19 protein-coding genes and 3 pseudogenes are annotated in these 25,172 nt (G+C 39.0%); 6 read left to right on the top strand and 16 right to left on the bottom strand.

What is annotated here, in order from left to right; all coding sequences use genetic code 11:
* Positions 1 to 92: 92 nt before the first annotated feature.
* From DR017_RS09030 to flxA, 3 genes are all read right to left on the bottom strand, one after another.
* Positions 93 to 1,559, bottom strand: a complete 1,467-nt coding sequence (locus tag DR017_RS09030; protein ID WP_002681292.1) for a WG repeat-containing protein — start codon at positions 1,557 to 1,559, stop codon at positions 93 to 95.
* Positions 1,560 to 1,578: 19 nt separating this feature from the next.
* Positions 1,579 to 2,313 carry a flexirubin biosynthesis SDR family reductase FlxB gene (gene flxB, locus DR017_RS09025; protein WP_002681301.1) on the bottom strand — a complete coding sequence of 245 codons (735 nt, stop codon included), beginning with the start codon at positions 2,311 to 2,313 and terminating at the stop codon, positions 1,579 to 1,581.
* 132 nt (positions 2,314 to 2,445) lie between these two features.
* Positions 2,446 to 3,954: a flexirubin biosynthesis tyrosine ammonia-lyase FlxA gene (gene flxA, locus DR017_RS09020; protein WP_002681280.1), complete on the bottom strand. Its 1,509-nt coding sequence runs from the start codon at positions 3,952 to 3,954 to the stop codon at positions 2,446 to 2,448.
* 140 nt (positions 3,955 to 4,094) lie between these two features.
* Here flxA and DR017_RS09015 point away from each other — a divergent pair, with 140 nt between their 5' ends.
* From DR017_RS09015 to DR017_RS08995, 4 genes are all read left to right on the top strand, one after another.
* The gene (locus DR017_RS09015; protein ID WP_002681270.1) at positions 4,095 to 4,823 is read left to right on the top strand and encodes a YggS family pyridoxal phosphate-dependent enzyme; all 729 of its coding nucleotides are present in this window, start codon (positions 4,095 to 4,097) and stop codon (positions 4,821 to 4,823) included.
* A 99-nt stretch (positions 4,824 to 4,922) separates the two neighbouring features.
* Positions 4,923 to 5,345: a hypothetical protein gene (locus DR017_RS14375; RefSeq protein WP_002681306.1), complete on the top strand. Its 423-nt coding sequence runs from the start codon at positions 4,923 to 4,925 to the stop codon at positions 5,343 to 5,345.
* A gap of 27 nt (positions 5,346 to 5,372) precedes the next feature.
* Positions 5,373 to 6,275, top strand: a complete 903-nt coding sequence (locus DR017_RS09005) for a histone deacetylase family protein (RefSeq protein ID WP_002681248.1) — start codon at positions 5,373 to 5,375, stop codon at positions 6,273 to 6,275.
* Positions 6,276 to 6,680: 405 nt separating this feature from the next.
* Positions 6,681 to 7,046, top strand: a complete 366-nt coding sequence (locus tag DR017_RS08995; RefSeq protein WP_002681282.1) for a hypothetical protein — start codon at positions 6,681 to 6,683, stop codon at positions 7,044 to 7,046.
* Positions 7,047 to 7,295: 249 nt separating this feature from the next.
* Here the strand turns inward: DR017_RS08995 and DR017_RS08990 are convergent.
* The 5 genes and pseudogenes from DR017_RS08990 to DR017_RS14550 all read right to left on the bottom strand — a co-directional run.
* Positions 7,296 to 7,619 (bottom strand): annotated as a pseudogene (locus DR017_RS08990) (DUF8473 domain-containing protein); the annotation flags it as partial.
* A 73-nt stretch (positions 7,620 to 7,692) separates the two neighbouring features.
* Positions 7,693 to 8,706, bottom strand: coding sequence for a hypothetical protein (locus tag DR017_RS08985; RefSeq protein ID WP_002681276.1), 1,014 nt, complete (start codon positions 8,704 to 8,706; stop codon positions 7,693 to 7,695).
* Positions 8,707 to 8,727: 21 nt separating this feature from the next.
* Positions 8,728 to 9,267 (bottom strand): hypothetical protein, encoded by a 540-nt coding sequence (locus DR017_RS08980; protein WP_002681252.1) that lies wholly within the window; start codon positions 9,265 to 9,267, stop codon positions 8,728 to 8,730.
* A gap of 4 nt (positions 9,268 to 9,271) precedes the next feature.
* A complete protein-coding gene (locus DR017_RS08975; protein ID WP_002681260.1) occupies positions 9,272 to 10,336 on the bottom strand; it encodes a hypothetical protein in 1,065 nt (354 codons plus the stop codon).
* Between the two features lie 79 nt (positions 10,337 to 10,415).
* A pseudogene (locus DR017_RS14550) lies at positions 10,416 to 11,307 on the bottom strand (IS1595 family transposase).
* Between the two features lie 189 nt (positions 11,308 to 11,496).
* Between DR017_RS14550 and DR017_RS08965 the strand changes: the two are divergent.
* Both DR017_RS08965 and DR017_RS08960 read left to right on the top strand, forming a co-directional pair.
* Positions 11,497 to 11,982 (top strand): type VI secretion system TssO, encoded by a 486-nt coding sequence (locus tag DR017_RS08965; RefSeq protein WP_040361696.1) that lies wholly within the window; start codon positions 11,497 to 11,499, stop codon positions 11,980 to 11,982.
* A 737-nt stretch (positions 11,983 to 12,719) separates the two neighbouring features.
* A complete protein-coding gene (locus DR017_RS08960; RefSeq protein WP_002681309.1) occupies positions 12,720 to 14,015 on the top strand; it encodes an MFS transporter in 1,296 nt (431 codons plus the stop codon).
* An 85-nt stretch (positions 14,016 to 14,100) separates the two neighbouring features.
* On the opposite strand, the gene DR017_RS08955 is transcribed toward DR017_RS08960, so the two are convergent.
* From DR017_RS08955 to DR017_RS08920, 8 genes and pseudogenes are all read right to left on the bottom strand, one after another.
* A complete protein-coding gene (locus tag DR017_RS08955) occupies positions 14,101 to 15,387 on the bottom strand; it encodes a histidine-type phosphatase (protein ID WP_002681244.1) in 1,287 nt (428 codons plus the stop codon).
* Between the two features lie 153 nt (positions 15,388 to 15,540).
* Positions 15,541 to 16,746 (bottom strand): annotated as a pseudogene (locus DR017_RS08950) (OprO/OprP family phosphate-selective porin).
* 12 nt (positions 16,747 to 16,758) lie between these two features.
* Positions 16,759 to 17,535: an acid phosphatase gene (locus DR017_RS08945; RefSeq protein ID WP_002681257.1), complete on the bottom strand. Its 777-nt coding sequence runs from the start codon at positions 17,533 to 17,535 to the stop codon at positions 16,759 to 16,761.
* Positions 17,536 to 17,990: 455 nt separating this feature from the next.
* Positions 17,991 to 19,148: a 5-(carboxyamino)imidazole ribonucleotide synthase gene (locus tag DR017_RS08940; RefSeq protein ID WP_002681246.1), complete on the bottom strand. Its 1,158-nt coding sequence runs from the start codon at positions 19,146 to 19,148 to the stop codon at positions 17,991 to 17,993.
* 8 nt (positions 19,149 to 19,156) lie between these two features.
* Positions 19,157 to 20,266 carry a hypothetical protein gene (locus DR017_RS08935; RefSeq protein ID WP_002681314.1) on the bottom strand — a complete coding sequence of 370 codons (1,110 nt, stop codon included), beginning with the start codon at positions 20,264 to 20,266 and terminating at the stop codon, positions 19,157 to 19,159.
* Positions 20,253 to 21,362: a DNA adenine methylase gene (locus DR017_RS08930; protein WP_002681262.1), complete on the bottom strand. Its 1,110-nt coding sequence runs from the start codon at positions 21,360 to 21,362 to the stop codon at positions 20,253 to 20,255. Before DR017_RS08930 ends, DR017_RS08935 begins: the two co-directional genes overlap by 14 nt.
* Positions 21,363 to 21,381: 19 nt before the next feature.
* Complete coding sequence (locus DR017_RS08925) at positions 21,382 to 22,428, bottom strand: endonuclease/exonuclease/phosphatase family protein (RefSeq protein ID WP_002681242.1); 1,047 nt, start codon at positions 22,426 to 22,428, stop codon at positions 21,382 to 21,384.
* Between the two features lie 53 nt (positions 22,429 to 22,481).
* On the bottom strand, positions 22,482 to 25,121 hold the full coding sequence (locus DR017_RS08920; RefSeq protein WP_002681274.1) for a transglycosylase domain-containing protein: 2,640 nt from the start codon (positions 25,119 to 25,121) through the stop codon (positions 22,482 to 22,484).
* Between the last annotated feature and the right edge of the window lie 51 nt (positions 25,122 to 25,172).

The raw sequence follows: 25,172 nt of genomic DNA, 5'->3' as shown, positions 1-25,172 counted from the left end.
TATGATTTTAGGTAGCCTACTGTTGCTTATAGGTTGAGAAATACAAGTTATAGTAAGATTATGTAGTATATCATCATCTATTTGATTAAATCCTAATAGTACCACCATCCTATGGTAGTGGCTTTAAAATCTTCTTTTGAGGGAGCGACCCAAACGATAACATTAAAAAAATCTGCGAAAAAAACAAAATGTAAGTTCTGAGTTGAGAAAATCTCATAATTAGCTTTACTGTCTTTGCTCTCTTTCGCTTTGAATTTTCTTTTGAGTAGTTCCTTCATTTGGTTTACAATAGAGGTACCCGTTAGCAACCCCGTTTTTTTAAAGTTGATGTGATAAACATTGGCATTCTTTTCTCTTTCTACTTTTTCAACAGAGAGGGTAGAAGTGAGCTCTTGAGGCTTGTCGGTTACCCTCTTGGGGCTTGCCATCGATTTTAAATCATTAAAAAACTTATCTAAAAATTTAGTAGCATCATAGTCATCAGTGGCAACCATATAGAATTCCCCAGGAATTTTTATATGCTCATAAGTAGTGGGAGTGACAATAAACTGTCCTTTTTTGTCGATAATACCAGTGTCTTCACCAATATCGGCAAAGGCGATATCACCGAGAAAATAAGAAATCCATTGGAACTGAGGCTTGATAACCTCCTCTCCTTTTTTGTTGATATAGCCATACAAGGAATCTTTAGTCATAAAACCAACCATATTACTGCTGAAATTATCTATTTCATAAGGCTGTTTTTCAATTACTCTTTTGCCCGTTACATCAATGAGGCAGCTTTGATTGTTATCAAAAAATACTACAGCCAAACCTTCGTTAAATACCCTTGCTTTTTTAAATTGGGGCTTGATTACGTATTTTCCTGTATGGTCAATATAACCATAGAGCCCGCCGTTTGTGTCTTGTGCAACAGCCATTCCTTCCTGAAAATAACTAGCTCTTTCAAATTGAGGCTTGATGACCATCACACCTTTCTTATTGATATAGCCCCACTTACCATTTTTCTTTACAAGAGCTAAACCCTCTGAGAAAAGATCGGCTTCCTCAAATTGTGCGGGGATAGTCACTTTGCCCGATGAGTTGAGATATCCCCATTTTTCGCTGTCGGCAGCTAAAAACACTGCCATATCTTCAACAAAAATACTCACTTTACGTATTTTTTTTAAAGAGAATTGGGGGTTACCTTGTTTGTCTATACACGTAGGACTCCCACCTTTGGGCACTACAAAAGCAAGTCCGTTTGAGAAATGAGTAACGCTTATGTATTTAGGGGGGATGACATATTTTCCTGTTTTGTCAATAAAGCCAAACTTATAAAGATCTCTGTAAACACCTCCTGAATCAACGGGGGCTAACTCTTCCCTAAAATAGTAAGCATCTTTAAATTGCGGTGGGATTACCCAAGCGCCTTTTTGGTTGATGTATCCCCAGTGTTCAAGAGGAGAAATTTCTTTATCTGCTGCAGGTATCAAACTTATATCGTCAGTAACTGAGGATACTTGTGAAAAGCACAAACTATTTAACAACAGAGCTAAAGCGGTAAGTGATTTTTTCATATTACCTATTATTTGTTATCTAACTATATACTCCCCCGTTGATATTGATCACTTCTCCGGTGATATACGAGGCTTTTTTAGACACTAAAAACGATACGAGGTCGGCTACTTCTTCAGCTTCGCCAAAACGCCCTACAGGAATCAGTTTTACGAGGTCTTCTTCGTTGAGAGAGGAAGTCATATCGGTGCGGATAAACCCAGGGGCAATGGCATTTACGGTGATATGTCGTTTAGCCACTTCTTGAGCTAATGCTTTAGTAGCAGCAATAATGGCACCTTTAGCAGCCGAATAGTTCGTTTGTCCTGCAGTTCCTTTTACCCCCGATACCGATGAGATGTTAATAATACGTCCGTAGCGATGGCGCAACATCTTTTGTATAAAGAAGTTCGTTACGTTGTAGAAGCCATCGAGGGTAGTAGAGATTACTTTACTCCAATCCTCTTGGGGCATCCACATAAAAAGTCCGTCGCGATTGATACCTGCGTTATTCACAATCACCTCTACCACAGCATCTTTATTGTCGTGTTGCCATTTGGTGAGGGCTTCGGTAGTGCTTTGGTGATCAGAAACGTCAAAGCGGATAATCTCTCCATCACTCCCTAATTTTTTGATGTGATTAAGGGTTTCAAGGGCAGCTACCTCATTGCTTTGGTAAGTAATGAGTAGGTGATAATCGGTGTCTTGCGCGAGTTTTTCGCATATAGCGCGCCCTATGCCTCGCGAACCGCCTGTAATGATAGCGTACTTTCTCATTTTGTTTTTTTATTTAGTTTTTCCTGTCTGATAAGTCTGACAAGTCAGACTCGTCTGATTATTCTATTTTTTTAACCACACTGTCGCTACACTTTGCCAAAGTTTCACACTTTGGCAAAGTTGAAAAACATTCTATTTCTTCAACCACGATGTGGCTTCCTTCAAATAAGGATAAAACACCATATCTTCTTTAAAGAATGGGATAATGGTTCTTATTTCGTTGTACCATTCTTTGGTAGTGCTTGAAAGCTGGTCATAACAGCCTAAAATATCGATAGCCTGCGCAATGGTAATCGCTTCAATGGCGAGTACTTGGAAAGCGTTCTCTATTACTTTGCGGGTGAGCGTTGCAGCATTGGTGCCCATACTTACAATGTCCTGATTGTCGTTATTGTTCGGGATACTATGCACATACATAGAGGTAGAGAGGGTTTGGCACTCGGCAGTGGTGGAGGTAGCGGTGAACTGCACCCCTTGCATACCAAAGTTAAAGCCCAACTTGCCCGCATTTACAAATGGTGGTAAAAGCTCGTTGACTTTAGGGTTCAATAGGTAGTTGAGTTGTCGTTCGGCAAGCATCGCCATACGGGTAACTACCAGCTTGAGCTTGTCCATTTCAAGGGAAATATAATCGCCGTGGAAGTTCCCCCCGTGATACACTTGTTGGTTAGGCAAATCTACGATAGGGTTGTCGTTAGCCGAGTTGAGTTCTTCTTCAAAAATGCGCTGAGTGTGTTGCAAAGTGTCTAACACAGGACCTAATATCTGTGGCACACAGCGCAAAGAGTAGTATTCTTGTACTTTTTCTTTGAAAACAGTCTCGTTGTGTTCACCTTGGTAGAGGTGTTCTGCGCGTTTGCGGGTGCGCTTGCTGTCGGCGAGAAACTCGCGCATTAGCTTAGCAATGTCCTGCTGACCGGTATGCTGTTTGGCGTTGTTTAATTCTTCTGAAAAATGGTCGTCATAAGTCTGCACCAGTTCATTGATAGCACAGCTGAATTTTACTGTCCAGTCCAATAGTTTTTCGGCGTAATAAAGATTCACCCCTGCCAAGCCCGTCATTACCGAGGTGCCGTTCATCAGCGAAAGCCCTTCGCGCAAGTGTATTTGTAGCGGTTTGATGCCTACTTCGGCAAATACTTCAGCCGTTGGGCGACGCAAGCCTTTGTAGAACACTTCACCTTCGCCTATAAGTACTAAAGCGAGGTGAGCCAACTGCACGAGGTCACCACTGGCGCCCACACCTCCGTGCTGAAAGATAAGCGGGGTAATGCGGTAGTTCAATAGGTCGCGCATCAGCTCAATAGCCTCTATATGCACCCCCGATTTACCAAGAGAAAGACTGTTCAAACGACAGAGAATCGCTGCGCGTACCGTTTTTATATCAAATACTTCTCCACAGCCTGAAGCGTGGCTACGGATGAGGTTATACTGCAATTGCAATTGGTCTTCAGGTTCTATGCGATATTGTGCCATAGGACCAAAACCAGTATTTACGCCATAGATAATTTTATCGTTGGCAAATTCTTTTAGAAAGTTATAACTCTCCTCAATCAAATGTTTAGCTTCTTTGCTAATAACTACTTGTTTTTTGTGAAAAACAATGGCTTTAAAATCTTCGTAAGTACGTAGTGTTTTCAACAGAAAAATTTTTAATATCAGGGACAAAGGTAGTAAATAATTGGTAAATTAGCAAATATGAGATATTTTTACTACTTTTGTCGCCATAGTCTGGTTTATCAGGCAACTTTTTATTTTTTATAACTTTTCAACCCTTAATAATGGAAAACATTCTGCAAAACATCGAATTAATACAACAACGCATTGCCAAAGCCTGTGCTAAAGCAGGTCGCAAACCCGAGGAAGTAAAACTCCTCTTAGCCACCAAAACTGTAACTCCTGAACGCATCAAAATAGCACTTGAGGCAGGATATACCCTCATCGCTGAAAACAAAGTGCAGGAACTCAAAGAAAAATATGAAGCTCTGAAAGATACTCCCCATACAAATCACTTTATCGGTCATTTGCAAACCAATAAAATCAAAGAAATATTGCGCTATGAAGTGAGTTGTGTAGAATCGGTAGATCGCCTTGATTTAGCCCAAAAACTCCACAATCGCCTTGCTAGTGAGGGCAAAGAACTCGACATCTTTATCCAAGTGAATACCTCTAATGAGGAAAGTAAATTCGGTGCCGACCCTTCCGAAGTGCTCGACCTTGTAAAACAAGTGGCAACCCTGCCTACCCTCCATATCAAAGGACTGATGACAATAGGCTTGTTTAGTGCCGAAACTGAAAAGGTGCGCGCCTGCTTTCAACTCCTCAAACGCATCCAGCAGGATATTATTGCCCTTAACCTCCCCAATGTAGACCCCAAAGAGCTTTCAATGGGAATGAGTGGTGACCTCGAAACTGCTATTGAGGAAGGTGCTACTATCGTGCGCGTAGGTACCGCTATCTTCGGTCAGCGCATCTACCCCGATAGCTACTACTGGAATGAGAAGGGGTAGGGGGTCAGGTTTCAGGGGTCAGGTTTCAGCGGTCAGCGTCTGCCTTGTCTCACTTGTCCGCCCCGTCCGATGAATTTCTTTGTTAATTTTCTAATTTATATGAAATACTTACTCATACTATTTATTTTATCACCCTGTGTAGCTATAGCTCAAGATTTTGATTATTGGGGGGCAAAGATAGGCTATACCCATACCAATCGCTCTCATAACCTAATTTTTGCGGGGGCTTCTCTAAATACCAAACCCGATTTAGGAGGGATATCCTTGTATGGGGGTACGCATATAGGTTTTCATAACGATATGCCTTCAAAAGTGCAAATCATCCCCGAAGTAGGTGCTGAATTTTGTGTGCTCCTTTTAGGTGGGGGTTTCTCTATCAACACCCACGCTATAGAACCTCACGTAGGACTTTCGGTTTTCAATTTTGTTGATGCTAAAATAGGTTATGCTGTTGCTTTTAGAGAAAATCCCGTTTTCGAAGGATTTACACTTAGACTCGCAATTAATTGTTTTGGCAAATGAAATACTTAATCTAATCTCACTCCCCTAATGTACATCGCCTATCACCCATTATACAATCATCCAGTGCCCGAAAACCATCGTTTTCCAATGGAAAAGTATGCCCTCTTGCCTCAACAACTCCTCTATGAAGGCATTGCAAGCGCCTCCAACTTTCACACCCCCGAAAAAGCTACACAAGCTACAGCGGCTTTGGTGCATACGCAACCTTACTTACACAATTTCTTACACTTAACACTTTCACATAAAGAAGCATTGCCCATTGGTTTTGTACAATGTCAGCAGTTAGTAGATCGCGAACTTACCTTAGTGCAAGGTACTGTAGAAGGTGCTTTGTGGGCATTGCGTACGGGAGAAGTCGCCTTTAATATAGCAGGAGGTACACATCACGCTTTTTCAAACCGCGGGGAAGGCTTTTGTATGCTCAACGATCAAGCTATCGCAGCCGCTTATTTGCTACACCACACAGCGGTGAAAAAGGTGCTTATTGTAGATTTAGATGTACACCAAGGCAATGGTACTGCCGAAATTTTTAGAAATACCCCCGAAGTTTTCACCTTTTCAATGCATGCACAAGCTAATTACCCTTTTGAAAAAGAACAATCGGATAAAGATATAGCCCTACCCAATGGCACAGATGACAAAACCTATTTAGATATATTGCGCAGCACTTTGCCACAGCTCATAGAAGCCCATCAACCCGATTTTGTTTTTTATCAAGCAGGGGTAGATGTGCTGGCAACCGATAAGTTAGGTAAGTTATCGCTTACCGTAGAAGGTTGCGGTGAACGTGATCGCCTTGTTTTTGAAACGTGTCATCGGTATCAACTGCCTGTACAATGCTCAATGGGAGGAGGGTATTCCCCACAACTCACCTCCATTCTGCGAGCGCATACCCAAACCTTTGCCATAGCGAGTGGAATTTACGAATGATTATTTAGGTAAGAGATAAGAGATAAGAAGGTTTAATTGCTCGTCGTCGAACTCACGTTAGAATAAGAAAACAATGAGAACAATCCTAATTTTATTATTGATAATTCTACATACTCAAATACAAGCACAAACTACAAGAATAGAGAATGATTTATTCGTAAAGGTTGTTGTGAAATTTAAAAAAGATAAAGAATCTTTTGGAGAGTTTAAATATTTAGGGATGTGCCATTGTATTAGCAGTGTTATATACAGACTATCAGTAACCGAAATAATTATATAGAAGACGAAGAAATTCAACTATTTATGGGAGATTATCTCAACTTAGGTCGTGTAGATATTCATAGGTTTATAGAAGAAAAAAAGCCTTTGGAAGTCAGAAAATAATATTGAAAAAAGAATTAAAAAATGAGAAATCTTTATGCCTTAACAACATTCTTTTTCTTCCTTTATTTAGGTTCTACCTATTCTCAAAACAAAATAGTTAAATATACTGATGAGAAAGGCTGGGAACAACAAATTTTGTATTATCTTACTCCAAAGGGGAAAGAATATGCACGCGTGTATTTATCTTTAGATAAAAAAGATATTTCTCGTGATTCGCTTGCTTTCTATAAAACAGGTATTAAGAGATATATTTCTGATGGGTATGGGTATAAACTTTCTGATCAAATAGATTATGAAAATCCTAAAAAGCTGAAAGGAGAATATCTTTTATTACAGCACATAAATTCTATTGACGGTTGGGATAATTTATTTTATGACAATGCTTAATAAAAAACATAATAGGAGAAAGAAAGGTAAAAGCTAATGAATTGTTTTTTGATAATCAATTAGAATTTGAAACAGCTCTTTTTGGGCGTTCTTCTTATACTAATTAACGTCAGTTCGATATAACAGAACATTGATTTACAGCTTTGTAACATAATATATTCACAAAATAATTCACCGTCAGGTGAAAATTCGTGAGATAATAAAAAAATAAAGACTTTTATGCACTCCCAATTTCGTGAAAATTCGTGTTCATATACCCAGCTGTGAGCCCTCGCTGGCTTTGTGGGAGATTAAAAATATTTTACTGATTGTTAAACAATTACTTACGCCGAACTCACGTTTAATATAATTCTTCTTCTGATGGTAGATAGACGACATAATAATTTGTGCTACCGCAGGTGATTCCCAGCCTGTATCGGAAAAAAGAATATCCGATTTCACATTGTTGCCTTGGGGCATTCCTCTACCAAAATCAATGGTAAGAGGCTGTGGCGTGGTGTGATAACTTACCTCAAAGTTGTAAAAACGTCCGTCCTCGGTGATGACCGAGAGGTTGGTAGCGGTGGTAAAGCTCGCGGTGGCGGCTTAAAAAGAAAAACAGCAAGCGCGGGGCTTACTGTTTTTATGTTTCTATGTAGGTGTAACTTTATTCTCCATAAGGATTATCTGTTATAACCTCTCCCTTATGACCTTTTATGTACTCCTTTATGTCTTCATCTGCCCATTTAGCCCAAAGATATCTAGATCTTTCCGTAAAATAAGTATTAAAAAACGGAAGTGCAAGGCAAAATCCATTGATAGCAGTAGATTTAAACCTAATATTTTTCCAACTTTGTATTTTACCACTAAAAAGATCTCCCCAAAAATCTGCGAAATCAGCAGGTTTATCAGGGGCTCTAAATGGATTTTCATCTTTTTTTATTGCGTCCCAAGAGTTTGTTTGCTCTAAAAAACTATTATCTTTGTTATCTTCTTGAGCATTTTTTCGATAATATCTTCTTTGTACGTCTGTAAGTAGATTAATCATTACAAGTCCGTGACAATTTTGTGCTACAAAATTAAGAGTACCTCTCCAAATAGGCATTCCTACTTCAGCTAAATTACTTATGATAGTAGTAGCTCCTAAATATCCCATAAGAAATGAACCTAATACGTTTACACCAAGCTCTGTATAATTGTAAAATTGAATATCACCTATTGCTTTTTTTGCATATTTTTCGTTAAAGAAAGGCTTTAATAAACCTCCTGATCTACATACTAAAAAGGAGTATTCAGTGAGGGCTACTCCTCCATTAAAATAAACGCCATTTTTCTCATTTCGCCAACTGCCTGCTTTTAAAGGATTTGAACAATCGTGGGTACAACTTTTATGCAAAAAATATAACCCAACAAGTAAAAAACCACAAGCAACCCAACCTATTGGTCCTGTTGCGACTACCAATAAGATCCCTGCGCCTAAGGCTAAGAAAGACCCTGCTTGGTTCATAGGCTTTTTACATATAAAAGAACTATCCAAATTTCTATCTTCAGTTGTAAGTAACATACGCTCACCTTTTGACACATTGGCATTGGGCCTATCTTCTATAAACTTACGCGGTTCAGTGTTCATTTGAAAAGTGCAAACCACATAAGTATCTCTTTTTAGATAAATTGCATTCATAATTAATGTATTTTAAAATAGTTATTTTGTGAAAGGATAAATAAATAAAATAAAAAATGATAATATAGACATAATAATTATTGTATAGAAAAAGATATTCATAAGTATTGGAAATAAATTATAAATAGTACTTCTATGAAATTTATTGTCTCTTACTATTTTTAGGAAATTATTCATTTCCTCTCTATACTTTTTCCTTTTTTCAGCGTCTTTTTCAAAGTATAAATTATTTTCATTGTACACTATATAAGAGTTTTTATTGATAGTAAGCATTACGTTTGAAGTACGTTTAGATATAAAAGGAATACAATATAGGTTATTTACAGTAATTTTATTTCCTTCGATATAAAATGCATTTATATTTGTATCATAATGTAAGGTTTTACTGAATTTTTTGTATATAAATATATATATAGACAAATATAAAGGAAATAAAATTCTCGCAGCTACACCAGCACTAATATCAAAAGCTATTCCTAGTATTGGAATAGAAATCATTAATATGACCGGTAGCCATAAAGGTATTACTTTAAATCTTATTTCCTTTAATTCTTCTTCCATAATTTTATACTTCAACGGATTCTATTTTGTACTGAGTTATTAATTCAAAGTTGTTTTTCACTTTTTCTAAAATCACTACGGAGGCATCTATTGGTATATTGCTCTTTGCTTCAACTGTGTAGAGAATGCTGTATGTGAATTCAAATTCAGTGAAAGAATATCCAAGAAGAGGCTTATAATGTTTGTCATATAGGTTAATAAGTTCTTCATTAGATAGTTTTTCTTTATTGAGCTTTCCGACTAATTTATAGGTCTTAGTAGCACCTTCTTCTCCAATAGTAATTCTTTTAACCTCTACTTCAAGTACCATATTAGGAAATATCTGTGATGCTTGTTGTAATACAAAAGGTTCTTCTTTATTTGATAATGCTTTCCATAGAATATGAAAGAATAAATTTTGCTTTAATACACTTATAAGTTCCTTTTCATACATAAATTCTTCATCACCTTTATTAATGAAGTCTAATGCAGCATCATTATCTTTTTCTTTCATTAACTTAAAGAAAGGCAAATTTGGAATTATCTCACTTTTACAATGTTCCCAATTTGTAAGTATTTCATCAGTGTTATATATTTTAATTTTCTCATTATCATCTTGTGTAAATTGAACGTTATTACGTACTAATTCAACTTCACGGGCAAGGTCAAAAAATGCGCCTAATTCTTGAGGATAAATAAGGTGTACATAGTCTTTTAATACTATGTGATAATAGGTAAGGTCTTTTTTTAATAAGGATAAAAGATATTCATTCTTCACCTCAGATGAGAAACGTACCTCATTAAGTGCTTTTGTGGTGTTCTGTTGGGTGCAGCGGTAGCGTGCTATTGGTGTAAAGTCTTCTGGTTTGAATAGGGGTTGTGCCTGCTCTTGGGGGGCTTCATCAGGTATAGGGATTTTGAGGGTTTGATTGTAGGCTACTATCTCTCCTCTGTCGCCAAAGAGTGTTATAGGGCAAAATATATTTGCCTTTGGGTTTGCCTTTTTGATAAGTTCGACAGTGGTATTGTATTGCGCTGCCAGGTCTTTTAACTTGATTTCTCTTTCTGATTTGTAAGTGATGTATTTCATTGCGTAATTATTTTTGGCGAAGATACTATTTTTATTTTGATAAATGGGTATTTATGATTTTTATTTTTGAGGTGTCAAGTTAATGGCATATTAACAGAGGTTGGAAAATAGGTTCTCTTTCAAGCATTCTTTTTATTAAACTGTTAAAGATAGTATCTTTATTTTGTGAGCGATTGATTCTAAAACTATACTCAGCTAAATAGCGGTCTATATTAAACTCTGAAACCCAAGAATATATACCTCGTATCCAAGACTTTACTTGATGTATTATCTTATGTAATGTAGGAAAATTCTTCCCATTATTACTAGGAATTTGAGTTATATCAAAGTCTTTTATAGGTTTATATCCTTTCCATTCGTCAGTAGTAACTTGTGCTGTTTTACTAATGTGTTTTTCAAATATTGTTCGTAATGATTTTGAAGAAAAATCGGGTATTTTTAGTGCGTAAAAGCGCTTTACTTTGCCTTGGGTCAGTAAGTTCCATTGCACAAAGAACTTTCTTTTTCTTTGTGTCATAGCTTCTACCTTGTTTTCCTTCCTCTTTTCCTCCTATGGTAAATTCATCAACCTAAACGCTATCATTCATTTTGTGCGATTCACTAGATTTCATAGCTTCACGAACCTTGTGCATAAAATAATGTGCTGTTTGTCGACTAATATCATAACGGCGAGCAACTTGTGATGCTGATAGACTTTTTGTAGTTGTTGACATCTCAAAACATATATAAAATGCTTTGAGAAGTCCAAATTTTAGCTTGTGAAACAAAGTTCCAGCTGTAGGACTTTCTGTATCTGAACAGATATTGCAAGTGCGTGAAAAATCTTTGCGAACTTGGTATTTTGTATGTCCGCATTTACGGCAACAATACCCTTTTTCTCATTTTATAGAAGCTAAGTATTCTTCGCAATCTAAGTCTGTTTTAAAGCGTTCAGTAAACTCTAAGAGGCTTTGTCCTTTGAATAATTCCATAATACATTAATTTTCACAGTGCAAATATATGAAAATACTTTGACACCTCAACTTTATTTTATCTAATTTACGCTATTTAATTCATAATGAGTGTATTATATCATTTATAATTCATATAAATTAAAAACAATTAAAATAAATAGGATATTTTGTGTAATTTTGCGCTTATAAATTGTAAGTAGTATCGCAATGGTTAATAAAGAGGAACATAAAAGGCAAGTATTTATATTGAGTTTATTATTTGCTCTGCTTTTAGTAACTTTTGGCGTATGTGCTTATGTTACTTTGATAATTGCTAATAAGGGTATTGCTTATCAGACTGCAAATATTAAGCGGTATGATAGGATATTTAAGCATCAAGCGGAATTGAATTATCAGTTAGATGATCTCTTAAATAAATTGGGTTCACTTCGGCATAAGAAGCGTACTGTTGGGGAGCATAAACAGCTTCAAAAAATGATTACTGAGAGGCGTATTGCGCTTGAAAATGAAATTGATGCTATTGAGGAAGTTGAGGGAGATTATGCAATTTATAGGGAATTATTGTCTCAAATAGAGGAAATACAATCTGTTCTTGAGTTGTATGATATTGAGCAGCGAAAACGAGCGTATTATATTTCGCAATTGGAGCGATGTAAAACTATTTATAAAGAAAAGTTAAAGCAGCGGCGATAATATTGTTAAAAGTAAATGAATTTATCCCCACAAGTGCGCACTTGTGGGGATTTTTGTTATAAAACGTGTTTAAACTTTTTTAGGAACTTGGAGATAAACCCTAATAAAAGCATTCCAATCCAAGTTACATCAAGAAAATAAACATCTGGTTGCTCTCCATTATTAAAGCTAAATCTTCTTTTTTACACTTAAGAAGGGAATAATCCAATTATTTATTGTATCTTTGCCCAAAGTTCCTGAATTTTGGTGTTCTTTTTTTCTCAAACAAAAAATTACTAATTTTCGGGAACTTTTATTTTATTATAGGAAAAAGTTTAAACAGCTTCTCTACTTATAATAAAGAAATAAATGAATGGGATTCTGTATATAGAGGATATAATGACACTATTGTTTTAAAAAGAGAGAAGAAATGAGAGAATTATGGAATTTCATTGAAAAATAATGTTATACTTTTTAAAATTATTGCTAACATACATTTGCGCTCTATTTCTTCCTACTCCTTGATTCCTAATACCTAACACTTACTTCTTTTAAAAAATCATAAATAAACCTTAAAAAAGTCTTCGTTTTTGTTGCGTTTTAATTTTGGTTTATTTACTTTTGCCGTCAAAATTAGGTATCAGGTGTCAGGTGTCAGGTATCAGGCATCAGGTGTCAGGGAATAGGTAACACATTCTTACCTCTTACCTCTTATCTCTTAACTTTTTCAACTAATTAAAAATAAATAATTAAAAATAATGGAACACCAAAATCAACAAAACAAAAGTTACGTATTGCCTATTGCAATGATGTTCGCTCTATTCTTTATGATATCATTCGTAACAGGCTTGCAAAACCCATTTGGGGTTATTGTAAAAAACCAATTTATGGCGAGCAACCTCGAGTCACAATTGGGGAACTTAGCCAACTTCATCGCTTATGCCTTTATGGGTATCCCAGCAGGGAAAATGTTACAACGCATTGGCTATAAAAAAACAGCTTTAACCGCTATCGTGGTAGGTTTTACTGGAGTATGCGTTACTTTCCTTTCAGGTATTGCAGGTAGTTTTGCCATATACCTCACAGGTGCTTTTATTTCGGGCTTCTCTATGTGTATGCTCAATGTGGTGGTAAACCCTATGCTCAACACTCTTGGTGGAGGAGGTAAAAAAGGTAACCAACTCTTGCAATTTGGAGGGGCTATCAACTCTATTGGGGCAACCATTGTGCCTGTATTGGTAGGTTACCTCATTGGTAATATTAGTGCTGGCACTTCAATTGCTGATGCTAACCCTGCACTCTTTTTAGCAATGGGTATTTTTGCCTTAGCATTTATCGTGCTTTTCTCTATGCAAATACCCGAACCTCACGCGGCTCAAGCCAATGTAAATGCTGTAAAAGACACACATAGCCCTATGTCGTTCCGTCACTTTATATTAGGAGCGATTGCTATTTTCCTTTATGTAGGTATTGAAGTAGGGATTCCTAATATTGCCAATTTATTTATGACCAGTGGTAGTGAAGCCAATGGTTTAGGTATCGATACTACTACTGCAGGTTCGGTAGTAGGAACTTACTGGTTCTTGATGTTCATCGGTCGTTTGACAGGAGGTTCATTAGGAGCTAAATTCTCAAGTAAAGGAATGCTTACTTTTGTATCTGCTTTAGGAATTCTTTTTGTAGTTTTAGCGATATTGACTCCTACTACTCAAGTAGTGAATATGCCAGTGTTTAAATCAGATATATCTTTTGGTTTAGCCGAAGTGCCAATGAGCATTATGTTCCTTGTACTTTGTGGTTTGTGTACTTCAGTAATGTGGGGAGGTATCTTCAACCTCGCTACCGAAGGATTAGGTAAATACACTGCTGCCGCTTCAGGTATCTTTATGGCGATGGTTTGTGGTGGTGGTATCTTGCCAGCTATCCAAGGGGCTGTAGCCGATGTAGTAGGTTACGTAGAAAGCTACTGGGTAATTGTACTTGCTCTTGCTTTCCTATTGTTCTACGCTCTTGTAGGTAGCAAAAACGTAAATACCGACATCAAAGTGGACTAACAAAAATGATTGTACTATACATATAAAAAACTGCCCAAAGCACCTAATGGTCTTTGGGCAGTTTTGTTTTAAAGGGTTTCTTAATTTACTTTATCGCTTCATACGCGCGGATAGCTTTGTCAAAACGGGCATTTACGCTTTCTAAGGTGTAAAGTCCATCGGCATTGGCTTGTATGCCTTTCAGTTTTAGCGGGAATACTACGGGTGAATTTTGCATATCCAATAGCTCTATGCCACGCAATTGCTCGGTGGTTTGGTATACAATGTTCACCGATACAAATTCTTTACCGCTGTTGTCTACCCATTTTTCAAACACGAGTTTGCTACCTATTGGGGTTTTCTTCTCAATAGATTTTGGCAAGCTGTATTCTTCTACTTCCAAAGCGGCATTCACGCTGGCAATGTTAGAGTCGTGACCACAAAGGAAAGTGAATTTGCGGTTTTTAGCGTTGAGCTCGTCTTTCATATACACCAAAAGAGGGTGCGCTACGTTCACGGCTACAATAGGCGCGGTGAAAAGTACATCGCCATAGACATCTTTTACTTTAGCAATTTTCTCCCAATCGGAGGTGGTAAGGTTGTTGCCAAAAGCAGCTTGCACAGGGTCTTTATCTTCGTAATATTGCAAGATAAAAGCATCGGAAGCGGAGTTGGCTAACTTTAGCGAACCTTTCATATTGGGTTCATCGCCTTTTTCGAGTATCAGTTTGGTGTTGTAATCGTTGAAAGCACACACTTCGCCTGATTTACAAGCGGGTGAGTTCTTCAAATCGAGTACTTTTTCCAAGAGTTGGTAAGACTCTTTCAACCCCTCGTTGATGCCTACAATGCCTTTTTTACCGCCCATAGCAGCAATTTCTTTCATTGCTTGTGCTTTGAAAGCATCACTGCTTTTGGTTAGCGCAGGGAAGAACACGGGGTCCATCTTGCTGGGGGTAAAGCGGTGGTTGATATGCAAATTGGCTACGGGCATAAATCCTGAAGAGAAATATTGCGCTGTCGCAATGGTGCGTTGCATACTGTTGGCATAGAAATTCACTTCATCAACGGTGGGAACAGCATTCTCAGCAAAAAGTCCTTCGGCAACCGTCCATTTGCGGAAAAACTGACCCATAATGGTTTCGAGTGCTCCTCCGCGGAGGGTAAGTTCACTGGGGGCTGCACTCCATTTTATCCACTCGTGAGGCGTCATTTTTTGCAAGGTACTCCCGTTCACTGATAGTGAGGAGCGAATGTTATGACGGCTGAGGATTACCACTTCTTTGAGTTTATACTGACTTTTAAAACTCTCAGAGCGGTTGAGTTGTGCCATCGCTAAAAGCGGACACAAGAGAAGTAGTAATGCTTGTAGAGTTATGATTCTTGTTTTCATACGGTATTTTAATTAGAAAATTATCAAAATCGCTTTTGCGTCGCTACACTTTGCCAAAGTTTCAGACTTTGGCAAAGTTTTAATTGCTTGTCGTGCTACGACCTTTGGCAAAGTATGTGATGTAAAAGTAATTGCCCGTGCGGCTCGCACCACTTAAAACTTGATTTGCAAACGAGTTTCTATAAGACTCAAATTGGTGTCGGGAACTCCTGCGCGGTAAGTAACCCCAGTATAAGAAGCGCGTACACGCCAAATCATATACTTATTGATATAGTAGTTGAAGGTAAGTGAATAGTCGTTGAGGCGACCACCCAAAATACCCGCTTTAGGGTCGGATAAATCAGTGTAGTTATAGCCGGCAACGAGTTCTAACGCTCATGGTCTGGGGGTGGCGATACCACCGTCGATTTCATTGTACTCATAAGGATTTCCTTTCACAATAGCGCGGAACATTCCATAAGCACCACTTGCTTTGAAATTCTCAAATCCACTCTTGCGGTTTACGTTCACATAGTGAGCTTCCAAACCTAAACGCCCCCGTGCAAAGAGCAATTCAGGAGAGAATTTGTAGAGGAAAGTAGCGTTGTCAATAGTCGCTTGTTGGGCGGTTACTTTAGCGATACGAGTAGGGAAAGGTGTTTTGAGTACATAAGAACTGTGGTTAAGAGCAGCTTCTTTGTTGTAGCGTGGGGTCTCAAAAGCTCCTGAGAGTCCTACGTGGAAAATCTTACCTTCTTCGCGTTGTGGGCGATAGAGCAAGCGCGACATCATACCCATACCTTGGTCGCCCGTAGCATCAGAACTTTGCTTCATCGATTCTCCTTCGGCAAAGAGGCTAAGCGTACCCATAAAGTCGTCTTTTTGGTGCAAGAGCATCAACCCCATCAAACGAGAGTTGAAAAAAGCCTCGTTACTTTGGGGTTCTTCCATCGATATTTTGAAAGAAGAACTGGTAGCGCTTTGCATCCCAAATTGATGTACAAAATAACCTCCGCGCAATAGGGTGTGCTTGCTAAAGCCATACTCGATAAAGATATCCTTAGGAGAGAGTTTTCCGTAGGCATAACCTATATCTACTTTGGCTTTCCAATTGCCATAGCGCACGCCCAAGCCCGCGCGAGCATCGGGGATGGCTACCCCACTTACGAACTTGTCTTTTTGTTCATTGGCATTGAAATAGCCAGCATCTATCAAGATACGCCCTGCGGGTTTCACTTCTATTTTAGGCTCTGGTTTGGGAGCTTCTTGTGCAGGAGCAGGTAGCAATTCGGTGGTTTCTGTAACGGTAGTAGGCACTTCTTGGGCATAGGTGTAGCCCACAGCCATCAGGCTGAGTGCCATAAAATGTATCTTTTTCATCGTTTTAGCAGTTTATTTGGTCATACGTTCACTTTTCTTCACTTTGCCTTTCTTTACAAGACTTTCAAACTCTTTTTTAGCTTTTTCGAGTTGTTTCATAAAGGCATCATTGGCGTGGAGACGCGCTACTACGGCACTGGCTACAAGGCGTGCCGCATCTACATCACTTTGGAAGTGGTAACCGCAAATCACGCGACTTTGTCCCATTTCATAGCCGCGTTTGAGGATTTCGTTTTGTCTATCCACGTTGATTTCGGCAAGCACCAAAGCAGTAGCCCAGCCAATAGCGGTGTGTCCTGAAGGATAAGAGCCATTAGTAGAAAGTTCTTGTTGTTGCTCGGGGTTGCAAGTAGTTTTTTCGTAGAAAGCAAACGGACGTACGCGCATATAGTGCTCTTTAGCAGCACGAGTAGCGAGGTCACCAGCATCTTCGCGCATATTTACCACGAGTTTGAAGATTTCGGGAGTAGTTTCCTTAGAAATCTTGATACCAAAGGCTTCAGAGAAAGCGTTAGGCACGCCAGCTCCATCTACACGAGCATCGGATACGGCTTGGTCGCCACGAGGGGTACGGCGTTGCATTAAGCCCCATTGGTATTGAGCTTCGTCGTTGAGGAAGAGGATACTACCAGGTTGAGGTGGCGGAGGAAGAAGTTCAAGGCTGTTAGCCACATCACCGATTTGTAAGAAATAGAGGTCGGGTTTAGTTCTTACGTCTTTGATTTTTTCTTGTGCGAATGTAGTTGCTATCACCGATAGCAAAGCTACGAATAGAAGTTTTTTTCTCATTGTAATTATGTGTTTTTAAAATAAAATTAAGATATTCGTTATTTTTACTGCAAATGTAAGAATAACGAATAGAACGGACAAATTATTTCGGAAGAAATTTGAGTAAAAAAGAAGAAAAAGAAATTAAAATGATGATATACTGTTTTTTAAAGAGGTAATTTATAGACGTTTTACTAAAAAACTCTATTGAGAATTGATAATTGTCAAATGTGATGTACACAGATTGTGCTGCAAATGCAATTGTAAATCAGTGTTTTGTTATGTTGAAGTAACGAGAGTTCGATGTAAGAAAAGGATAGTTTTAGTAACTCTGTAAATTAAAAAATTAGAAGTTTAAATAAAAATCTACCCTCTGTGCTGTCATAGCCACAAAGTTACATAAAAATCCTTGATAATAGATGATTTTGATGGGAATTTTGGGATAGAGGGGATAGGAGTTAGTAGTAGATAGGGGGTTAGTGAGAGATTACTTTTATTGTTTGTTTTACTTTTTCGGCAATGGCTCGGGCTTTTTCAATATCTTTATTTACGATGGTTACGTGTCCCATTTTTCTAAACGGACGGGTTTCGCGTTTGCCATAGATATGAGGGGTTACGCCTTGCATTGCTAATATTTGTTCTATATTTTCGTATATCACATCGCCTTGGTAGCCTTCAGCCCCTACGAGGTTTACCATTACACCTGCTACTTTGCTATCGGTGTTGCCTAATGGGAGGTCTAAAATGGCGCGCAAATGTTGTTCAAATTGGTTGGTGTAAGCAGCCTCGATGCTGTAATGTCCTGAGTTATGCGGACGCGGAGCTACTTCGTTTACTAATACCTCGCCTTCAGCCGTTAGGAAAAGCTCTACGGCTAAAAGTCCTACTACCTGAAAAGCTTCGGCTACTTGTACGGCTATTGCGCGTGCTTTTTGGGCGATTTCCTCGCTGATACGCGCTGGACATAACACATATTCCACCTGATTGGCTTCGGGGTGAAACTCCATTTCTACCACAGGGTAGGTGCTTGCCTCACCGCTCACATTGCGGGCGACAATCACGGCTAATTCCTTAGCGAAAGGCACTAAATTTTCGGCGATACACTCTCCTTCGGGTAGAAGGGATAGGTCGGGCAATTGTCGTACGATTTTCACGCCATTGCCGTCGTAACCAAAACGCGCTGATTTCCACACGAAAGGCAGGGTTATTTGCTCTTTTGCTACTGCTTTTTGCAAATTGGCTAAGCTCTCAAAGCGATGAAAAGGAGCGGTAGGGATGTTGTGAGTGGTGTAGAACTGTTTTTGGGTAGCTTTGTTCTGTATCAACTCAATAGTTTGAGGGGTAGGGTATACTTTTACCCCTTCGGATTGTAGTTTTTTAAGGGCATCGACATTCACATTTTCAATTTCGATAGTGAGTACATCTACGTCTTTACCAAAGTTGTAGACGGTATCAAAATCGGTGAGAGCGCCTTGTACAAAGGTATTACAGGCAATGCGACAAGGGGCATCGGCAGAGGGGTCGAGCACCTTAGTGGTGATGTCGAATTTGCGGGTTTCGGTGAGGAGCATCTTGCCGAGCTGTCCGCCACCAAGGATTCCTAGAGTAAAGTTTGATGAAAAATAGTGAGGCATAAAAAGGTTTATTTTACGATGAAAATACAATCGGCTAAAGCTGTGTACTTTTCAGGGTTGTTTTTATAGGTAAATTCTATTTTTAAAGAAAGCGAGTCTTTCTTACTGAAATTGTTTAAATACTGATGGATAGTAGGTTGTAGTATATTGATGTTTCTTTTTAACTTCCAAGAGTTCTCAAAATCATCGGTATCAACAAGAATCAGGAATAATCTGTTTTCAGCACCAAAGCGCATTTCACCTTGATTTTCATAAAGCCATTGTATGAGTGGTTTAGGGTTTTTCTGAGCTTCGGTTACAATACTCAAACGTTCTTGTTTCAGCTGATTTAATACAGCAAGGGAGGTAGCATCGTTTCTGTCTTTTAATTTTTCGGTGATTTCGTATTGTATGTTAGTTGTTTTATCTTTTTTATCAAAGAAAATACCTAATTCAGTAGCTTTGTTTTTCAAAAAAGTGAGTTCAGGAGGCAATCCTATTTCCTTTCTTCTTAGCTTCATAAATTCATTAGGGAAGTAAGTAACTTTCAGGTCGAAAGGAATGTTGTTGATGAAGAAATCTACATTTTTTATTTGTCCGATAGTAGGTAGAACAGCAGGGTGTTGTTTAAAGATATTTTCTATTAAAATACTACTCCAATGGTTGTACCAGCTGCTCAAAACATAATTTTGTACAGTAGTATTGATTTCAGTATCAAATTTAGATAGTAGTTCTTCATACGAAGGTTGTTTTACCTTTATGTATTTGCTTATAAGGTATTTGTCTAATGAGTTTTGATAGTCGCCTCCCCATTGAAAATGGTTTAGTTTGTAAAGTTCAGAAATGAGTTGTTCTTGGTTGAAAAACTCAATTTGTTTGTGGCTTATCTGTTTTATAAAGTTGTCTAACATCGAATGAGATTGAGGGATATCTCGTTCTAACAAATTGAAGAGTTCTTCAAATTGCAAATTCATTGTTGTATGTTGTAACTTTATATGATTTGAAGAGAGAAACTCAAAAAGCAATTCTTTACGCAAGATAGATTTGATTTTAAGCCATAGCAAGGCACTGCTATCGGTATTGAACGCTGCCAATTGTTGCCTTTGTTGTAGTTCTTTCCAATGTTTAAAGTTGTTCATACGCTAATGTTTCTTTCTTAGGAATAGCAAAACTGATATGCACTTTAGGTTTGCATACAAAAAGGATTTCTTTACTACCTGCCACACTGCCTTTTCCTCCTCTACCATTGTGGTAAGCTTTAGCTTCTACAGTTACATCTTTGTATTTAGAAATGAGGGCAGTAAGAATCTCTATAGAAGGGTAACTGCGATCGTTGTAACTGATGAGCCAGTGTGGAATATCTTTGCTGTATTCAAAAAGGGTTTCAAATGAAGTGATAACATCTCTTTTCTTATCAAAACCACTAAAACGTTGAGGTTCGTATCGTTTGATGGTGTTGATAAACTGCTTGTCTCTCCAATATTCGGTAAAAGTTTCGGGTAAGTGATAGAAACTTTGATAGTCGGCGTGGCTATCGCAATAAGGAGGGTCGAAATAGACTATATCTACTTGGTCTAATAAGGGCAGCAAGTCTAAAATATTTTTTTGGTAACTTTTATTAGTTGCTTGATTGTTGAAAACAGCCTTATTGTATTTAGGTAGAAGTTCTTCAAAAATATCTCTAATAGGGCGTACTAAACTCCTATTGCGCTTGATACGTTCAGGATTGTTAGCATAGTTTAGGGCTTGTGTATGAGCAAAGTGCCCCATTGTAATCTTTCGTGTCATACTTCGGTTGAGTACTGAAAAAGCAAGAGCTTGCTTGTATGGGGAGGATAACAAAGGGATATTAGCTCTAAAATTATCTAAGAAAAAGGCTTCAGTTTCTTCAAAAAAGATGCCTGTATAAAGGTCGGATATAAGGGTATATTCACTCTTTTGAGGAGATTCTGAAAACAATAAAGATATATCATCGAGAGTAAGCGTATCACTGTTATTTTCAATTAGGGCTAATCCTATTTGGTGGTTGAAGTTCAAAAAATCGTTTGTAATTACTTGTAACTGCATTTGTTTGAACAAGTAAGCAACTGATTGAGAGCCTGCAAAAGCATCAAGAGCTATACGCACTCCATTGGGGATAAAGTTCTTTATCCACGCTAAATGGGTGTGTTTAGCTCCTAAATATTGAGGTTCAGGAAATTGGTAGTTGAAATACTTATACTCGTCGAATAGCATTTTTTATATGTTGAAAGCTTTATTTCAATTCTCTAATCAAATACATATATACGGGGAAGTGGTCGGAATAGCCCCAAGTGTAGTTGCCGTTGCTCATACTGCGGAAAGGATAGCCTTTGTAGCGCCCTTTGGGGTTTGCTAAATAAGGACGATTGAAGATGCCTGTTTTCCAATAGCGGTAACTGCTTTTGTCTTCTTTAAGCAAGTCGTAAGTGAAATAGAATTGGTCGAAAAGATTCCAACCGTCTTGATAAGCAAGGGTACCCATACCTTTTTTGAGCATCGCTTCCATAGGGTTGAACAGCTCCCCTGGTTTTACATCTTCTTTTTTATCTTTTGTTTTGAGTACATTTTTAAAGCCAGAATTGATAGGGTCGTCGTTGAAGTCGCCCATCGCAATAACTTTGGCGTTAGGGTCTGTTTTGAGTAGAGAATCGATGATTTGCTTGTTCAGAGCGGCTGCTTTTTCACGGCTGGGGCGGCTTTTAGCTTCTCCTCCTAAACGTGAGGGCCAGTGGTTTACGATAAAATGTATCATTTCGCCGTCCAACTCACCGCTTACAAGCAGTTGGTCGCGGGTGTAGAGGGGTTTGCCATCGTCTTTAGTGAGGTGCAGAGGGTGTGCAAATGAGGAAATGGGCTTGAACACGCCTTTTTTGTAGATCAGTGCTACATCTACCCCACGGGCATCGGGAGATTCGTAGTGTACGATACCATAGTTGTAACGTTTGAGATACTCAGTATTGATAAGGTCTTGCACTACTGCCTCATTTTCTATTTCGGCAAGTCCTACTATATCGGGGGCGTGGTGCGTTACATCATTACCGATTTCGGAAATGACTTTAGCAATTTTCTGTACGTGGTCGTTATAGACTTTAGAAGTCCAGCGGTCGGCGCCCTCAGGGGTGCGATCGTCATCAAATTTATTAGGGTCGTTGATGGTGTCGAACAAGTTCTCCACATTGTAAAAAGCAATCGTTCTCACGCTAAATTTTTTTTGTTGAGCCTCGGCATTGAGTACCGCCAAAAGTACAAGCGATACCGTTAAAGTTACAATTCTTTTCATTTATAATTTGGTGTTTTTTTAGCTGTTTAGTTTCAAAATAGCAAATCGGTAAATTATTGAAATATTCTCCCGAAAAAGCCTTTCTTTTTAGGTTTGTCGTCTTGTTGTTGGGTGGAGGAGGCGGTGTTTTTGGCTGCTGCCGAAGGGTTTACTACATCGTCTATAGAAATCTCCTCATCGCCATTATCTATATCGTTTAATTTGCCTTTGCGCTCATAGATGCGGTAATGCACTTCGCCTGCTCTAATGGTATCTTTTGCAGCACCACTATCGCTGAGAAGTCGATCGAGGAATCCTTCTCTCACCACGGGTTCACAATTGGTTATCTCCTCGCGTATCTCATCGGGGACGGAGAAGGTAGCGCGGGTGATTGCATTGAACTGCTTGTTGCGGTTGAGTTGTGACACAAAGAGGGCTGCAATAGGCAGTGCCGAGTTAGCTCCTTGCCCCAAATAGGTAGCGCGGAAGCCTATCTGCTGGTCGTTGCCTACCCAAACAATCATCACCAAGTTAGGCAAGAGTCCTGCAAACCAACCATCTTTATTGTCTTGGGTAGTTCCTGTTTTACCAGCGAGGTCATTAGTGAGCCCATATTGTCCACGCATTCTGGCAGCAGTTCCTTCATTCACGGTAGCGCGCATCAGCTGGATCATCTGTTGGGCAGTGGTTTGGCTGATAGCTGCCGCTTCTTTTTTAGGTTTGTGCTGCCAGATGATTTTTCCTTTTTTATCAGTGATTTTTTCTATGAAATACGGTTGTGAGGGCACACCGTTGTTGGCAAAGGTGGTATAGGCTTTAGCCATTTCAATTACTGATAATTCGGCTGAACCCAAGGCGATAGAGGGCACTTGTGGCAACGCTGTTTGGATACCCATTGCGCGCGCTTTCCTGATAACATTGTTGAGCCCTGCATAGAAGAGCGTTTGTACTGCAATAGTGTTCAGCGATTCTTTAAGCGCCTTGCCTACAGAGTAGTAAGTATAAGGATCATCGTCAGTTTTAGAAGCGTTGCGCGGTGTCCAGAATTTCTCATCGGCATAGGTGAGGGCGCGTGGCGAGAAGTGAGTACATACGGGCATTCCTACCTCTAAGGCAGTAGCATAGACAATAGGTTTGAAAATAGACCCTACTTGGCGTTTGCTTTGTAATACGTGGTCGTACTTGAAGTGCTGAAAATCAACACCTCCTACGTAACTTTTTACAGCTCCCGTTTGTGGATTCACACTCACAAAACCCGTGTTGAGCAAGCGGATATAAAACGACAAACTATCGAGGGTACTGTGTTTTTGCACCTCGTCTTTGGTGTAGAAACTCAAGTCCATTGTTTTTTTCTCGCTGAGTTTTTTCCAAATATCCTCGTCGTTAAGTCCTTGAGATTTCAAATCTTTATAAGCGGGGAGTTTTTTAGCTTCTTGTAATAGCCAGTCGTTATCGGTTTTCCAAGGAGGGTTTTTGCCATAAGCCGTTTCAAAATCTTTTTGTAGGCGTTCTAAGTGTTTTTTCACGGCAGCCTCGGCATATTGTTGCATAGTGCGATCGATGGTGGTGTAGATGCGCAACCCATCTTTGTAGATGTTATAGGGCGTACCATCTTCTTTTTTAACGTCTTTCAACAATTCGGGAAGTTGCAAACGTATTTGCTCGCGGAGGTAAGGTGCAAGACCTTCGTTTTCAATATTGTTGTAGTCTATTTTTAGGCTGTCCTGCTTGTGAACTTCAAAGTCTTTATCGGAGAGAAGTCCATTTTTTTTCATTTTTGCCAATACCACATTGCGGCGTTCTTCACTTCGCTTGGGCGAGGTACGCGGATTGTAGTTTTTGTTAGCTTTGAGAGAGCCCACCAAGGTAGCAGCCTCGTTGAGGGTGAGATCTTTGGTGTGTTTGTTGAAAAATCGATGAGCAGCCGCCTCTATGCCGTAAGTATTATCGCTAAAAGGTACCGTGTTGAGGTAGAGGGTGATAATTTCCTCTTTAGTATAGACTTTCTCAATGCGGTTGGCGATAATCATCTCTTTGATTTTATGCACAGGCATAGAGAGTTTTCCATAGCGCTCGCCACGCCCGAAAATGTTTTTAGCCAACTGCATCGTGAGGGTACTCCCCCCGCCCGAAGAATCGTCTTGCAAGAGCAGTGTTTTGAAAAATACCCTAAAGAGGCTTCGCATATCCACCCCACTGTGGTTGTAAAAACGCTCGTCCTCGGTAGCGATGAGTGCATTTACCAAGTAAGGAGGAAAATCGGAATATTCGATTTTTGTGCGGTCGAAGATATAGAATTTACCTAAGAATTCACCGTGGTCGTCGTAGATGAGGCTCGCTTCGGATTGGCGGAGTTCTTTGAGTTCTTGTTCGGTAGGCAATTTGCCAAAAACACCGAAATAGACTAAAGTGAAGAGCAATAACACCATTGCCAGTCCTGTTCCTATAGCGATACCTGCCCATTTGAGGTAAAACTTATAGGTTCGGGGTTGTTTGCCTTCTCGCTTGCTGCTGAAGAGTTTATAAAATAAATACGGAATGCCAATGAGCAGAATCACAAGGGCATACCAAGCGTATTTGAGGCAGTAACGCAGTAGTTTATATACCATAGAACCTAAAGCCAAACCCCCTTCCATTAGTAGGGAAAGGAAAGGTGCTATAAAGAGCAACCCTTTGGTGATAAGTTTTTTGAATGATATATTTTTCAGTTGCATATAAAAGGTACTGAACGATTTAGAATGCAAAGGTACAAATTAATTAACAAT

It is taken from the genome of Capnocytophaga sputigena, assembly GCF_900446695.1.
Classification (GTDB): Bacteria; Bacteroidota; Bacteroidia; order Flavobacteriales; family Flavobacteriaceae; genus Capnocytophaga; species Capnocytophaga sputigena.
The sequence above is the reverse complement of the archived record's forward strand: the minus strand, read 5'-3'. Positions and strand labels throughout refer to the sequence as shown.

Coding starts and splice junctions, on each gene's coding strand:
- DR017_RS09030 (WP_002681292.1), bottom strand. CDS start 1,559: ATGAAAAAATCACTTACCGCTTTAGCTCTGTTGTTAAATAGTTTGTGC.
- flxB (WP_002681301.1), bottom strand. CDS start 2,313: ATGAGAAAGTACGCTATCATTACAGGCGGTTCGCGAGGCATAGGGCGC.
- DR017_RS09015 (WP_002681270.1), top strand. CDS start 4,095: ATGGAAAACATTCTGCAAAACATCGAATTAATACAACAACGCATTGCC.
- DR017_RS14375 (WP_002681306.1), top strand. CDS start 4,923: ATGAAATACTTACTCATACTATTTATTTTATCACCCTGTGTAGCTATA.
- DR017_RS09005 (WP_002681248.1), top strand. CDS start 5,373: ATGTACATCGCCTATCACCCATTATACAATCATCCAGTGCCCGAAAAC.
- DR017_RS08995 (WP_002681282.1), top strand. CDS start 6,681: ATGAGAAATCTTTATGCCTTAACAACATTCTTTTTCTTCCTTTATTTA.
- DR017_RS08985 (WP_002681276.1), bottom strand. CDS start 8,706: ATGAATGCAATTTATCTAAAAAGAGATACTTATGTGGTTTGCACTTTT.
- DR017_RS08980 (WP_002681252.1), bottom strand. CDS start 9,267: ATGGAAGAAGAATTAAAGGAAATAAGATTTAAAGTAATACCTTTATGG.
- DR017_RS08975 (WP_002681260.1), bottom strand. CDS start 10,336: ATGAAATACATCACTTACAAATCAGAAAGAGAAATCAAGTTAAAAGAC.
- DR017_RS08965 (WP_040361696.1), top strand. CDS start 11,497: ATGGTTAATAAAGAGGAACATAAAAGGCAAGTATTTATATTGAGTTTA.
- DR017_RS08960 (WP_002681309.1), top strand. CDS start 12,720: ATGGAACACCAAAATCAACAAAACAAAAGTTACGTATTGCCTATTGCA.
- DR017_RS08955 (WP_002681244.1), bottom strand. CDS start 15,387: ATGAAAACAAGAATCATAACTCTACAAGCATTACTACTTCTCTTGTGT.
- DR017_RS08945 (WP_002681257.1), bottom strand. CDS start 17,535: ATGAGAAAAAAACTTCTATTCGTAGCTTTGCTATCGGTGATAGCAACT.
- DR017_RS08940 (WP_002681246.1), bottom strand. CDS start 19,148: ATGCCTCACTATTTTTCATCAAACTTTACTCTAGGAATCCTTGGTGGC.
- DR017_RS08935 (WP_002681314.1), bottom strand. CDS start 20,266: ATGAACAACTTTAAACATTGGAAAGAACTACAACAAAGGCAACAATTG.
- DR017_RS08930 (WP_002681262.1), bottom strand. CDS start 21,362: ATGCTATTCGACGAGTATAAGTATTTCAACTACCAATTTCCTGAACCT.
- DR017_RS08925 (WP_002681242.1), bottom strand. CDS start 22,428: ATGAAAAGAATTGTAACTTTAACGGTATCGCTTGTACTTTTGGCGGTA.
- DR017_RS08920 (WP_002681274.1), bottom strand. CDS start 25,121: ATGCAACTGAAAAATATATCATTCAAAAAACTTATCACCAAAGGGTTG.